The following is a 14,375-nucleotide window of genomic DNA, read 5'->3' on the forward strand; positions in this document are numbered from 1 at the left end:
TAACTCTTGTTTTTAGATCCTCTGCATTCACTAGCAATTTACTTTTGAGTCACTTATAAGAAAGTTAATACTTTTTATAACCATCAAGAGACAAGCCACCTTCCCCTGATATTTTTAAAATATTGCAAACAACCTCGAAATAATGAGGTTGGATACCAGGAATATCTTTATGTTTCCCGTGGTCATTTAAAGATCGAATTGTTTTGAATTTATCCCAATCATTTCTTTCAGTAATTATATCGTTTACTTCGTGATGTTTTGTTAAATCATGGTCACGAAATATTCTAATGTATTCATTTATCTCATCACTTTCGTTTTGTGAAAGTGGTTTGCCTTTAATTACAGATTCAGAAACGTCTTTTCTTGATGAATATTCCCGATACAAGTACACCATTTTACTAAACCTATCAGCACCACTAGAAACAAGTAACTGCAATTGTTGCCATGATAGTCTCGTGATATTAGTGATTTGAATTGTACTTCTTTGTCCCTTTCTATTTGAAACTTGAACAAGTTCATTGACCTTGAAGTTTGCTATTTCTTTATAAAGCTTTACATCATATTCAATTTTCACAAACACCTCTGGTACGATATTACCGATTCACCTAACGTTTAGCATTCATGCGTCACGTAGTGTGTGATCGCATAATGCCTTGTTGAACGAAGCTGATGCCTTCGCCCAACTTAAATTGGTATGTTTAATGCTATAGGAAATTGCTTTTTAAAGGAAGCTGGCTTCAGTATTAAACCCGTAATTGGAATCATGTGCGTTAATCACATGCAGCGTGCATGGCCGTCATCATAATCCCACTCAAGTAGGTTGGCGCTAAGCTTGCGCAGCCCAACGTAACGGCACGTATGATATATTAAAATGGCGGTTTTTGAGTTAGCAAAGAGTGTTGGACTTCATGCTTCTGCCCAATCTACTTGCTGCGTTCAGTAAAAAAATATGTAATTTATTCAACGCTGTTCATCTCACAAATCCGTTAAGTCGCATTTTTAAAGTTGCGCTAACCCTAATGCGGCTTGGTGTTTCATGTAGTCGCTTATCTTCCAACTTTGTGGGTTCCAACCAAGTAAAAAGCGATAAAAATCGGCCCAAGCTATCGGATATAACGTTTTGGTTTCAGTGGTTAATGCCATAAAATCAATCGGTTTTTCATAAAGCGTTAAGGCTTGTTTAAGGTGAGTTAAATAGGCTTCAACCACGCGTTCGTCATAATCAAAGAGCTGTTGGTTTTGTAAGCAACTTCCCACTAAATAGGCTAAATCTTTTACGCCAGCCCCCATGCCCACATATTGAAAATCAATCGCCGCAACTTTATACCCAAGGCCGACTTCAGGGTTATCGCTTGTCGCATCAAACGTAGGCAAAAAACACAAATTTTCAAATTTAGCGTCACCATGTACCAAGGTCTTAAATTGCGCTTGTTGCAATCGGCAATCAATGGCTTGCGCTTGTGTTTTAAATTCGCTTGCCGGCATCGCTGCTAGCTCATCTTGCCGCGTTGCTAAATGCCAATAAGTGCCTATCGGCCATAAATTAAAACCGTTATCAACGTGGTTAACGCCCATAAATCGCGCATGAAAAAAAGCGAGCCAACGAATAGCCGCATTGAGCTCTTGCCAAGTTGCTAACGTTTTACGTTCGGTATAACCCTGTTCATCTAAATCTTCCATCACCAATAACGTATCGGCATGAGTTACTTTGCTAGCGATCAAATTAGGTATTTTGCAATTTAAATCGGTTAACGGCGCATAGTGTTGATAAAATGCGGCCTCAACTTGATAAGATTTAACTTTACGTTCGTGGCTTGCACTTGTATTCCAGCCTCTAGGGTGGCGGCTCGCATTAGCTGGCGCAATGGCTTTAACAATATAATCTTGATGAGTTGATAACGATCGACAACGCACTATTTGCCCATAACCGCTCCACAATGATTGCACTTGTTCTGTGATAATCAGCTCAGAATCATTGAGTAACATTTTGAGTTCGGCTAATAAATCCATGGTTTAGTTCCTATTTTACACTTTTCATTTTTTGCAACAATGGCCATCAACTACAGCATATTATGTATTTTAAAAGCTAAATGATTTAAACAATATTTGTCTTGATTTGTGAACTTGGCCTTTTTGTTATTAACAGAAGCATGTTAGTTTGTTCTTTCATCTCAATTAGCTATAACTGCCAATTTAAAAATAAATCTGTTAAATATTGGCACTCACTATATGGATATAAAAATGTCATACAATAAAGGTTTTATAAAAAACCTGTTTAGCTTCGTTTTGTTGCTGTCAGCCACCTGTATTGCAGCACCAAGCTCAACTATTTTAATCGAAGTTCCAAGGGTTACCCTAGCAGGTCCGACTCCTAATTCAATTCAAATTCTTTATTCAGCCGACCCATCAACTGAAATAGGTATTAACACCGCCACTTTTGATACAGCCGATATATCAATAACTGGCCCCGGTGGTGCAATATCAATAATAAATAGCTCGGTGATGAGCAATGACGTTATGGGCTATACCGTCACTTACACATTTGCCCCTCCGGGAGGCGCTTGGTCACAAGCCGACAATGGGGTTTATCATATTGCTATGGTGCCCAACCAAGTATTCGATAATGACGGTATTGCCGTAACCAATCAATCAATCTCAAGCTTCGATGTTAATATTGATACAACAAAACCGATTGCGGCTTTAAATACATCATTTACTGATATAACAACACCCGGCACTAGCCCTAACACCATTCAAATTACCTACACTGATGCCGATTCGAGTATCGATTCAACGAGCTTTGATAATGCCGATATAAGCATTGTCGGTCCAAGTGGCGCACTATCAATAATAGGTAGTGATGTAAATAACAATACAGTCACCTACACGTTTTCTCCACCAGGAGGGGCTTGGGCACAAGCCGATAACGGCGAATATACAATAAATGTTGTGCAAGGTGCTATTCGCGATCAAGCGGGTAATACGAACAATGCAAAAACACTCTCTAGTTTCAACGTTAATATTGATACAACAAAACCGATTGCGGCTTTAAATACATCATTTACTGATATAACAACACCCGGCACTAGCCCTAACACCATTCAAGTTACCTACACTGATGCCGATTCAAGTATCGATACAACGAGCTTTGATACCGCAGATATAAGCATTGTCGGTCAAAATGTTGGCTCTCTAACTATTTTAGGCTATACCGTTGAGGGTGATACTGTCACCTACACGTTTGCTCCGCCAGGGGGTGCTTGGGCACAAAGCGATAATGACGAGTTCTTTATCAATGTTGTGCAAGGTGAAGTATTTGATATATCAGGTAACACGCTTAATGCTCAAATGCTTTCTGCTTTTAGGGTTAACATCGACCAAACGAAACCAACCGCAACACTATTAACAGCCGCCATTAACATTGATGAAGTAAGCAGAACCCCCAACACAATACGTGTTGATTATTCAGATGGCGTTAATTCGATCGATCCAACAAGTATAGATGCAGGCGACCTCAGCGTGGCGGGCTGCGAAATAACACTCATTTCAGTAGAAGGTCAGATCGCGACTTATTCTATTTTGCCCGTTGACGGCGAATGGGGCATTGAAGATAGCGCGGTAAAAACAATCATCTTAAATGCGGCTGAAATAAGTGATTATTCTGGTAATGTTAATACGCAGACGGTACTTCAATCGTTTAATGTTGATATACCCACTGAAACGTGGACAGGTTCACAACCTCACCTCATAGAACAAGATATACAGATAGCAAGTGGACATGAATTAACGATAACCCACTTTGCTCAACTCGAAATAGCCGATGTTGATAAATCGGGAGCAGGCCTAGATGATCAGCTAATTGAATTAACCGTCGCGGGTAAGGTGTTATTTGATGAAACCGAAAACCGAGTTGACGCAAAAAACACTTGGCGTGGGTTTGAGTTATTAACCGGTGGATATATTGATTTTGGCCGTAGTTTAATAAACGGTGATATATATGCCAACAATGGTGCCACCGTCAATCTAAATAAAGCCACTATTAACGGTAACCTAGGTTTAGATTCAAGTGCAATATTCCAAGTCAACCTAAACTCAGCCAACGAGCACACACAAGCCAGTATCGATGGTTTAATCGTTTTAAACGGGTTATTAGTTCTTAATTCCAACACCTTCACGATCAACACTGAATTAGAAAATAGCACGCTTGTAATCGTTGAAAACAATGGCTCACATAACATACAAGGCAACTTTTCCGGTTTACCTGAAGGTGCCTTAATAAGCGACGACAATTATGATTTTAGGATATCTTATACAGCAGGTGATGGTAATGACATTGCCCTCACCTTAGATTGCGGTGTGGGTTATTTTGCAGATATTGAAGCCTGTGCGGTTTGCAATAAAGGATATTATTGTCCAGACAATATTAATCAAATAGCCTGCCCTATTGGCAAGTTTTCTAGCGAAGTAGGACAAACTCAATGTCAGACCGCTTCACCAGGCTTTTTTGTTACCTACACGGCTGCCGATACACAGCAAGCTTGCTCAGCAGGCTTTTATCAACCGAGTTACGGAGCCCAAACGTGTGTTCCGGCACCAGAAGGATCGTTTGTAGACACGGTAGCCGCCACACAATTTAACGCGTGTGTAGAGGGAACATATCAACCCCACCCAGCACAAACGACTTGTATACAAGCATCAGCAGGCCATTATGTTGATCTGATGGGGGCAATAGCAGAAACCGCATGCCCTGAAGGTACAACTTCAGATGCGGGCGCTTCAAATAGTGAAAGTTGCTATGATTTACCCGTCATCATTGACGATAAACCAAAACAAGATAAACCCTTTTTGAAGCAAATTAAGCGTATTAAAACGTTATTCAACAAATATAAATCGCGCTTTAAATTAATAAAAAAGAAGTTAAGAAAAACTCGTCGTTTAGCGCGTAAACGTAAATAACCACTGAAAAGTGCTATACCTGAATGACTTCATTGACATGGTATAGCACACTCAAGTCAATTAGGTCTGTAGACGACTTTACGCTTAAACTATCGTTATTAACATTTTAATACTGAGTGTAATTAACAATAAAGCAAAAACCTTTTTTAGCACAGGAACCGGTAAATAATGAGCGAGTTTTACACCATAAGGGGCACAAAAAAAGCTAGTAATAGAGATTAATAACACCGCCGGTACATAAACAAAACCAAGCGTATAATTGTCTAACGATGTATTTGACCAACCATTAACTAAGTAACCAAAAGTACCCGCAATTGATATAGGTAATCCTATCGCTGCAGAGGTACCCACCGCTTTTTTAATATCAATATTTTTCCATATTAAATAAGGCACCGTTAACGAACCACCGCCAATAGAAACTAAAGCCGATATTGCACCAATACCTGACCCCACTACATAAAGCTCTTTATTGCCAGTCACCCCTTTATCAGCTTGTGGCTTTTTATTTAAAAACATCTGAATTGATACATACGCCATAAAAACAGAAAAAAAGATGGCCAGATAAAGCGCGTTAATTTGAGCCGCTATAAACGTCGATAAAAACGTGCCCAATACAACACCAACCCCCATGACTTTAACTATTGTCCAATTTACCGCACCATTAGTATGATGCGCCCGCATACTCGATATTGAAGTAAAAATAATAGACGCCATCGACGTGCCTAGTGCTAAATGAACCACTTTATCTACAGGCACGCCTTGAGCTAAAAATATACTCGTTAGCATTGGCACCATGATCCCGCCTCCGCCGATACCGAGCAACCCTGCCATCACCCCAACAACAGAGCCTAATAACAAAAAAGATAAAATCCATTCGATTTCTAACACGTTAACCTCAGAATACAGTTTATGTATTGGCTTTATTTTAATGGTGAGTTTACTAAATAAACCACTTGAATACATGATGCAGGGGTTTAAAGATAAATGGTTTTAAAAGATAAAAGTGTGTAACAACGGCATTTTTAATAACGAAGAGGTATTTAATTGAGTGAAACCGGAAAAGTGACTTGGGTATAAATAAAGGGCAAACAGAACGTTTGCCGCTTTATTTAGCGGTAAATAAGTAGATTATTTATCGTGTTCTTTATTTACGATATTTATTTACGATATTTATTTACGCTCTTTATTCACGTTACGGCTTCGGATCCACATTGCACCTTTAATCGCAACAAGCGCCACTAAAGTCCAAAAAGCGATATGATAAAAGGTATGAAAACTACCTTCGCCCATTGCGTGATCGGTATGTGCCGCCGCTACGGTTGATAAAAATAAGCCAATAGTAAGTAAAATAAATTTCATGTGTAAGCTCCTTTGCTAAGCCACAGGCGTGGCAGTTACAGTTAACATGCCTTCAGTTTCGATAAATTCTATGATTTGGTCAAGTCCTTGCTTGGTTTTCATGTTAGAAAAAACAAAAGGTCTATCACCTCGCATTTTACGAGTATCTCTGTCCATCACATCTAATGATGCCCCAACTAAGTCAGCAACATCAATTTTATTAATAATAAGTAAGTCAGATTTGGTAATGCCCGGCCCACCTTTACGTGGGATTTTGTCGCCGGCAGACACATCAATCACGTATATCGTTAAATCAGATAACTCTGGGCTAAACGTTGCGCTTAAATTATCACCGCCACTTTCAACTAATACAAAATCTAAATCTGGGTGGCGCTCTTGTAACTCGTCAATTGCAGCTAAATTCATTGACGCATCTTCTCGAATTGCCGTATGCGGACAACCTCCGGTTTCTACCCCCATAATGCGATCTTCTTCAAGCGCGCTATGGCGAGTCAAAAATTCAGCATCTTCACGAGTATAAATATCGTTAGTCACAACGGCCATGTTATATTTTTCGCGTAATGCTAAGCAAAGTGAACGCAGTAATGCGGTTTTGCCTGAACCGACGGGTCCGCCAACACCAATTCTTAAAACTTGTTTTTTATTCATTTTTTCCTCTACGAGCGAAATAGTCGCGTATATTGTTCTTCATGCCACGCACTTGCCATCGCGAGTCTGGGTAAACTACCGCCGATATTGAGGTCGGTCGTATCATCTGCGATATGAATGGCTTGTTGCACAAAGTCTGTTAATTCAAATAATAAATTTTGCGCTTGGGTTTGGCCAAGCGGAACGAGTTTTGTTGCAGCAGCAACTTGATTATCGATATATGTCCAACAATATCCACTGAGTGTACTCTGTTGATCAAGCCCAAATAAATAAGCAGCTAATGTAAATGCGCCGACAAAACTAATCTCTTTACGTTGTAGTAATTCACTAACGTTGTCTGTATTAATTGCGTTTAAGTTAGAAAGCAAACGAATTAAAGCTTTACCCATTGCCACTTCAGCTAAACGTAGTTCAGCACTTTCACGGCAAGCAATTACATGTTGATCCCACACTTTGAATTGCGTGATATCTTGTTGCGCTAAACTGCGATATAAGCGTTTCGATAAAGCTAAATCCGTTGTTGCTACGGCATCTAATAAATTACTTTTAATCCATTGATGTGTCGTTTCTACGCCATTAACCCATTGCTCTTCAACGGCATATTCAAGCCCTTGTGAGAATGAAAATCCCCCCACGGGCAAGTTCGCACTACACAATTGCAATAAACGATTACAGGCAATAGCAGACATCGGCGATTCAACCTGAGTATCCAAGCTCGTGGTTTCAGCGCTGCTTTTGCTCGTGTTACTATCCACATCTCTCACATTAGCCACATTAGCGCTCACGTTAGTGTTCATGCTCGTGCTCATGGCCATGTGAATGCGCGTGAGTGCCTTTATGACCATAAGCACCGCTTTCGGGTGCAAACACAGCGGGTTGATCGTTAATGGTTAAACCATACATAGTCGCGAGTTCTGCCAGCACATGATCAGGTTTAAAGCGTAACCATAATTCACCAATCTGTAATGATGTATGGCGATTACCTAAGTGATAACACACTTTACTAAAGGTTAACCAATCATCGGCAATCGCTGTATTCACCGGTTCAGCTAAGCCTTTAACCTCAATCAATTGGCCACATTCAGTTTTAAGAATTTCACCAATTAATAACGGGTGACCACGCTCAACAAAAATACCGATATCGGCACCACCGTCCGTTACTCCTTTAATACGTGCTTTTTTGCGCGTATCGAAATCAAGCGTAATACTGTCGTTGATGGCTTGATGTGTATGATCTAAGCGCTCATAAACTTGTAACATGTAAATACCTATTTTTAAAACAAACAGTAGCGCTGGGCTAGTGGTAAAGATTCTGCGGGTTCGCACGTGAGTAATTCACCATTGGCGCGAACTTCGTATGTTTGTGGATCAACTTCAACTTTTGGCTGCCAGTTGTTGTGGATCATATCGTCTTTGCCAATGTTACGGGTATTGCGACAAGCCCCAACCAGGCGTGTCATGCCGACTTGCTCTGGTATATTTTTATCAATCGCCGCTTGCGATAAAAAGGTCATTGATGTTTGAGCAGCGGCTTGGCCATGCGCACCAAACATGGGGCGATAATACACAGGTTGCGGTGTAGGTATTGATGCATTCGCATCTCCCATCGGCGCGGCGGCGATAAAGCCCCCTTTTAAAATCAGCGAAGGTTTAATACCAAAAAAGGCAGGTTTCCATAACACTAAATCAGCCAGTTTACCCACTTCAATCGAGCCCACTTCGTGGCTAATCCCGTGACTTATTGCGGGGTTAATGGTGTATTTAGCCACATAACGTTTTATTCTAAAGTTATCATTGCGCTCGGTATCGGGTGCTAACGGTCCGCGTTGTTGTTTCATTTTGTGCGCGGTTTGCCAAGTGCGCGTGATCATCTCACCAACTCGACCCATCGCTTGCGAATCAGACGCGATCATACTGATAGCCCCTAAATCATGCATGATATCTTCTGCCGCGATGCTTTCTTTGCGAATACGTGAATCAGCAAAAGCCACATCTTCAGGAATTGAAGGATCAAGATGATGACAAACCATTAGCATATCTAAATGTTCGTCAATGGTATTGATCGTAAACGGCCGTGTCGGATTAGTTGAAGACGGCAGTACATTTGATTCACCACAAGCGCGAATAATATCGGGAGAATGCCCGCCACCTGCACCTTCGGTGTGATAGGTATGAATGGTGCGCCCTTTGAATGCCCCTAACGTATCTTCAACAAAGCCAGATTCGTTTAGCGTATCGGTGTGGATCGCAATTTGTACATCATATTCTTCAGCAACCGATAAACAAGTATCAATGGCCGCGGGCGTTGTACCCCAATCTTCATGTAATTTAAGCCCACAAACACCGGCTTCAATTTGCTCGGCTAATGCTTGCGGTAAGCTCGCGTTGCCTTTGCCTAAAAAACCAAAATTCATTGGCATGTCGTTAGTGGCTTGCAGCATTTTAGCAATATTCCACGGCCCTGATGTACACGTTGTCGCGTTTGTTCCTGTTGCGGGTCCCGTGCCACCGCCAATCATGGTGGTCACACCTGACATTAAGGCTTCTTCTATTTGCTGCGGACAAATGAAGTGAATATGGGCATCAATACCACCGGCCGTTAATATTTGGCCTTCACCGGCAATCACTTCTGTGCCAGCGCCTACCTCAATATCAATACCATCTTGAATATCAGGGTTACCGGCTTTGCCAATAATAGCGATACGGCCATCTTTAATACCCACATCAGCTTTTACAATACCCCAATGATCAAGAATTAAGGCATTGGTGATCACTAAATCAACGGTGTCGTGACATGATGCTTGGCTTTGCCCCATGCCATCACGAATGACTTTACCCCCGCCAAATTTAACTTCTTCACCGTAAACGGTATGATCTTCTTCAACTTCAAGCCATAAATCAGTATCAGCTAAGCGCACTCTATCGCCCTTTGTTGGGCCAAACATATGGGCATAAGCGTGTTTATCTATCGTCGCCATTATGTATTCTCGCTATCGTTATTGGTGCTTTGTGTCTGGGTTAAAGTGGGCGACTCTAAATCCCCCATAACATCACCTCTAAAACCATAAACACGACGTTTACCGGCATAAGGGATCAGTACTATTTCACGTTGCTGGCCGGGTTCAAATCGGACCGCAGTGCCCGATGTGATATCAAGACGTTGGCCTTTAGCTATTTCGCGATCAAAATGTAATGCCGGGTTAACTTCATAAAAATGATAGTGTGAGCCAATTTGGATCGGTCTGTCGCCATGGTTAGTCACTATTAGCTTGGTTTTTACTCGGCCAACATTCAGTTGATGTTCACCGGGATCAGTTTTAATTTCGCCTGGGATCATTGTAAATCCTTCTAATCAGTTTGTGCCTTTAATGGGCAAAGCTAAACAATTGGGTTGTGTACGGTGACTAATTTTGTGCCATCGGGAAAAGTCGCTTCTACTTGTACATCCGGTATCATTTCAGCGATACCTTCCATCACTTGATCGCGAGAAAGTAAAGTACGACCATAATCCATCAATTCAGCGACTGTTCTGCCATCACGAGCACCTTCAATGATTTCCATTGAGATATAAGCCATCGCTTCTGGGTAATTCAGTTTTAAACCCCGGTTTAAACGACGCTCAGCGAGTAATGCGGCCGTAAAAATCAACAGTTTGTCTTTTTCTCTTGGCAATAAATCCATGCGTTCATCTCTTATCTATAACAAGGTTAAATAAATGTAACCTTTAATTAAGTGGGTTAGGCGTAAATTTGGTTTAACACTGATGCGTTAATGTGTTTTAGGTATACCAAATACGCGGTTTTAATGCCGGTTTATTTATACAAGCCGGTCGAGCGGTTTGCCATAATGCATTAAAATATTGCTTACATTCTTCACTGTGATGCCCCAAATAGCGGATCACCAACACACCGCCAATATCCGTTACACTGACTTTGCGCTGTGCTTCAAGGTCTATTATTTTTTCGCGCAACTCTGTGACCAATAGTTTACGCTGGCTTGCTTCGGCTAACGCTTGGGGCGCAGCCACAATAAACGTAGCAAAAACGCTATGATTAGCCAACCCTGCCGCTTTGTGCAGCAATTGATTCTCGGGCGTTATCGCAATGCGATCATGAAACACCAATTTGTCATCGACATATAAACGGTTAAGTTGGGTAAATCGACCTAACTCAAACGGCTTATTCGTTAATGGCGAACCTAAACAGCTAATATCCCAACCTAAGTAAACACTGCTACGGGTCATGTGAATATCAACTTGATTTATGGCATGTGCGCCTTCGTAAATAAGCGTTTCGAGTGGTAGGTTTTCAAGTATGGCGTTTTCTTTTAAATAATAATGCCCGACTTGTAATTGCTGTGGGTCACCAATTGAAAAATCGTCTCGTGCACGATAAAAACGATTAGCGCCGGGGGTCGTGAGTAACGTATGTGCTGATTGTTCTATGTTTAAAGCAAGGTGTAATTCATCACCTGAGACGATGCCCGCAGGCGGATGTAAAAGATAAACATGAGCACAATCACGCCCTTCAGGATAAAACGCTTTTTGCACACTAAGCGGCCCTTTTCGGGTAGTGCGGTGTAATTGTGTACCTTGAGCTGAATGGCAAAAAGTTAATTCAAGGCTCGCCAGCCACTGGTTTTTTAGGGTTGGCGAGAGCGGTACGAGAGGCGATGCTAAGTTATGTTGGTTCATTAAAGTATCGTCTGTCGCCATGGTTTTTTCAGGTATTAATAATGCTGACACGTTATACCGCTAGATACTTAGCGACTAATTCGTCAGTCAATTCTGCCATCGGACCAGATGAAATAACCTCACCTTTTTGCATTAAGTGAAAGGTTTCGCCAACGGCTCTAGCAAACGGCAATTTTTGTTCAACTAACACTATCGTCATCCCTTGTTCTTTATTCAGTTTTAACAATACATCGCGAATAAGCTGAACAATATTAGGCTGAATTCCTTCATTGGGTTCATCTAAAATTAAAATATCAGGGTTTAACACTAACGCTCGCGCTATCGCTAACTGCTGCTGTTGTCCACCCGATAAATCACCACCGCGACGATGTAACATTTCTTTAAGTACCGGAAACAATTCATAAACGTGTTCAGGAATTGTTTTACTGGTTTGTCGTTTGCAGTTTAAGCTAATTTTCAGGTTTTCTTCAACTGTCAATTGCGGAAAAATATCTCGACCTTGTGGTACATACCCCACACCAATTTGCGGGCGGGTTTCAACTGAGCTTTTAACCACGTTTTGATCATTAATAATTAACTCACCATCACTAATGGGTAATAAGCCCATAATGCATTTAAGCAAGGTGGTTTTACCCACCCCATTGCGGCCCATAATACAGGTGCGAGAGCCTTTTTTAATTTCCATATTCAAATCCCAAAGGATTTGAGTTCCGCCATATTTTTGATTTACATTGCTTAATTTTATCATCTTAGCCTTGCTCCTCGCCTAAATACACTTGAATAACATCTGGGTTAGATTGGATCTCAGACATTGTTCCTTCGGCTAATACCGAGCCTTGATGTAATACCGTTACTTTACGGGCAATTGAACGCACAAACGCCATATCATGTTCAACCACCACCACCGAATGCTTACCTGCGAGTGAGGTTAATAGTTCAGCGGTGCGTTCTGTTTCTTGTGCTGTCATGCCCGCAACAGGTTCATCAACTAACAATAAACGGGGTTCTGCCGCTAATAACATGCCGATTTCGAGCCACTGCTTTTGCCCATGTGACAATGCGCCAGCTAATTGTGTTTCATTGGCGGTTAAACCGATTGTTTTAAGTATTTCGGCGATGCGATCTTTTTGCTCACTATTTAATTTATGAAACAACGAAACCCAAATGCCCTTATCACCCGCTAAACTCAATTCAAGGTTTTGAAACACAGTGAGTTGTTCAAATACCGTGGGTTTTTGAAATTTACGGCCAATACCCGCATTTGCTATTTCAGATTCATTTAATTGTAGTAAGTCGACTTGTTGACCAAAGCTAACTCGGCCCGTATCAGGTCGAGTTTTACCCGTAATGACATCCATTAACGTGGTTTTACCGGCGCCATTGGCACCAATCAAACAGCGTAATTCACCGTCATTAATATAAAGGTTTAAATCGTTTAAGGCTTTAAAACCATCAAAACTAACACTCACGTTTTCAGCGTATAAAATCACACCATGACGCGTATCCGGTGAAATGTGATCTTGCGCTAATAAAGGCGAACCTGCTTTGTTGTTCATTATTTACTCTCCACAGGTGTTGATGTTTTTACATTATTTGTTTTGCCAAATTTTTCGTCAAATTTGCTTTTAAGTTGCGGCAACATACCCGCAATACCTTTAGGCAGTAATAAGGTAACTAAAACAAATAACCCACCTAAACCATACAACCACGCTTCTGGCATAATCGCGGTGAAACGTGTTTTAGCATAACTCACCACAATTGCGCCAATGATGGCACCATATAATGAACCACGTCCGCCCATTGCCACCCAAATAACCATTTCAATTGAGTTTAATGGCGAAAACTCACCCGGATTAATAATGCCCACTTGCGGTACATATAATGCACCGGCCACACCGGCAATCATCGCAGAGACAACAAATATCCAAACTTTATAGTTTTCAGGCTTGTACCCCACAAAACGGACACGGTTCTCAGCATCTCTAATCGCGGTAACAACACGGCCCATTTTTGAATTAACAATAAAATGACAAACAAAAAAAGCAAAGGCTAAAGCAATCGCAGTGACAATAAACAAGCCTAACTTCGTACTTTCGGATTGCAGCGAGAAGCCAACAATCTCTTTAAAGTCAGTTAAACCATTATTACCGCCGAAGCCCATTTCGTTTCTAAAAAAAGCTAACATTAACGCGTAAGTCACGGCTTGTGTCATAATCGATAAATACACGCCACTCACCCGTGAGCGGAACGCTAACATACCAAACACAAAAGCTAAAATAGCGGGTGCAACAAACACCATGACTACCATCCAAGCCACACTATCAGAACCCGCCCAATACCAAGGTAATGCATCCCAGTTTAAGAACACCATAAAATCAGGGAGTTCAGGGTTACCATACACACCCCGATCGCCAATTTGACGCATTAAATACATGCCCATGGCATAACCGCCTAACGCAAAGAATGCACCATGTCCCAAGCTTAAAATACCGCAATAACCCCAAACTAAATCAACGGCTAACGCTAGCATGGCATAACATAAATACTTACCAAACAAGGTAACGGTATAACTACTCACATGGAATATACTGCCTTCGGCAAACACTAAATTACAAAAAGTAACGTAAAAGGTGGCAATAAATAAACTGGCCACCACCCAGTGCAATGTATTGAACTTGTTTTTTAGATCTAACAAGATTGATCCGCTTTTATTTGACAT

At 41.2% G+C, this 14,375-nt stretch carries 15 protein-coding genes; 1 reads left to right on the forward strand and 14 read right to left on the reverse strand.

Going from position 1 to position 14,375, the window contains the following annotated elements; genetic code table 11:
- Positions 1-64 precede the first annotated feature (64 nt).
- Entirely contained in the window at positions 65-574 is a 510-nt protein-coding gene (locus DPX34_RS07285) for a hypothetical protein (protein WP_111977748.1), read from the reverse strand.
- 425 nt (positions 575-999) lie between these two features.
- Positions 1,000-2,010, reverse strand: a complete 1,011-nt coding sequence (locus DPX34_RS07290) for a phosphotransferase (RefSeq protein ID WP_111977749.1) — start codon at positions 2,008-2,010, stop codon at positions 1,000-1,002.
- Between the two features lie 231 nt (positions 2,011-2,241).
- On the opposite strand from DPX34_RS07290, the gene DPX34_RS07295 reads away from it, so the two are divergent.
- Positions 2,242-4,956 (forward strand): hypothetical protein, encoded by a 2,715-nt coding sequence (locus DPX34_RS07295; RefSeq protein ID WP_111977750.1) that lies wholly within the window; start codon positions 2,242-2,244, stop codon positions 4,954-4,956.
- A gap of 84 nt (positions 4,957-5,040) precedes the next feature.
- Here DPX34_RS07295 and DPX34_RS07300 read toward each other — a convergent pair whose 3' ends face one another.
- The 12 genes from DPX34_RS07300 to urtC all read right to left on the reverse strand — a co-directional run bounded on the left by DPX34_RS07300 (position 5,041) and on the right by urtC (position 14,375).
- Positions 5,041-5,844, reverse strand: coding sequence for a sulfite exporter TauE/SafE family protein (locus DPX34_RS07300; protein ID WP_198673647.1), 804 nt, complete (start codon positions 5,842-5,844; stop codon positions 5,041-5,043).
- 282 nt (positions 5,845-6,126) lie between these two features.
- On the reverse strand, positions 6,127-6,315 hold the full coding sequence (locus tag DPX34_RS07305; protein ID WP_111977752.1) for a hypothetical protein: 189 nt from the start codon (positions 6,313-6,315) through the stop codon (positions 6,127-6,129).
- Positions 6,316-6,330: 15 nt separating this feature from the next.
- Positions 6,331-6,963: an urease accessory protein UreG gene (gene ureG / locus DPX34_RS07310; protein WP_111977753.1), complete on the reverse strand. Its 633-nt coding sequence runs from the start codon at positions 6,961-6,963 to the stop codon at positions 6,331-6,333.
- 8 nt (positions 6,964-6,971) lie between these two features.
- The gene (locus DPX34_RS07315; RefSeq protein ID WP_232824686.1) at positions 6,972-7,760 is read right to left on the reverse strand and encodes an urease accessory protein UreF; all 789 of its coding nucleotides are present in this window, start codon (positions 7,758-7,760) and stop codon (positions 6,972-6,974) included.
- On the reverse strand, positions 7,750-8,223 hold the full coding sequence (gene ureE / locus DPX34_RS07320) for an urease accessory protein UreE (RefSeq protein ID WP_111977754.1): 474 nt from the start codon (positions 8,221-8,223) through the stop codon (positions 7,750-7,752). Before ureE ends, DPX34_RS07315 begins: the two co-directional genes overlap by 11 nt.
- Positions 8,224-8,237: 14 nt before the next feature.
- The gene (ureC, locus tag DPX34_RS07325; RefSeq protein WP_111977755.1) at positions 8,238-9,941 is read right to left on the reverse strand and encodes an urease subunit alpha; all 1,704 of its coding nucleotides are present in this window, start codon (positions 9,939-9,941) and stop codon (positions 8,238-8,240) included.
- Positions 9,941-10,300 carry an urease subunit beta gene (locus DPX34_RS07330; RefSeq protein ID WP_111977756.1) on the reverse strand — a complete coding sequence of 120 codons (360 nt, stop codon included), beginning with the start codon at positions 10,298-10,300 and terminating at the stop codon, positions 9,941-9,943. Before DPX34_RS07330 ends, ureC begins: the two co-directional genes overlap by 1 nt.
- A 41-nt stretch (positions 10,301-10,341) precedes the next feature.
- Positions 10,342-10,644, reverse strand: a complete 303-nt coding sequence (locus DPX34_RS07335; RefSeq protein WP_111977757.1) for an urease subunit gamma — start codon at positions 10,642-10,644, stop codon at positions 10,342-10,344.
- A 97-nt stretch (positions 10,645-10,741) separates the two neighbouring features.
- A complete protein-coding gene (locus DPX34_RS07340; RefSeq protein ID WP_232824687.1) occupies positions 10,742-11,707 on the reverse strand; it encodes an urease accessory protein UreD in 966 nt (321 codons plus the stop codon).
- 1 nt (position 11,708) lies between these two features.
- Positions 11,709-12,404 carry an urea ABC transporter ATP-binding subunit UrtE gene (gene urtE, locus DPX34_RS07345; RefSeq protein ID WP_111977758.1) on the reverse strand — a complete coding sequence of 232 codons (696 nt, stop codon included), beginning with the start codon at positions 12,402-12,404 and terminating at the stop codon, positions 11,709-11,711.
- Position 12,405: 1 nt separating this feature from the next.
- Positions 12,406-13,212: an urea ABC transporter ATP-binding protein UrtD gene (gene urtD / locus DPX34_RS07350; RefSeq protein ID WP_198673648.1), complete on the reverse strand. Its 807-nt coding sequence runs from the start codon at positions 13,210-13,212 to the stop codon at positions 12,406-12,408.
- The gene (gene urtC / locus DPX34_RS07355; protein WP_111977760.1) at positions 13,212-14,375 is read right to left on the reverse strand and encodes an urea ABC transporter permease subunit UrtC; all 1,164 of its coding nucleotides are present in this window, start codon (positions 14,373-14,375) and stop codon (positions 13,212-13,214) included. The genes urtD and urtC overlap by 1 nt, the downstream gene beginning before the upstream one ends.

The organism is Algibacillus agarilyticus (genome assembly GCF_003286125.1).
GTDB lineage: Bacteria > Pseudomonadota > Gammaproteobacteria > Enterobacterales > Alteromonadaceae > Algibacillus > Algibacillus agarilyticus.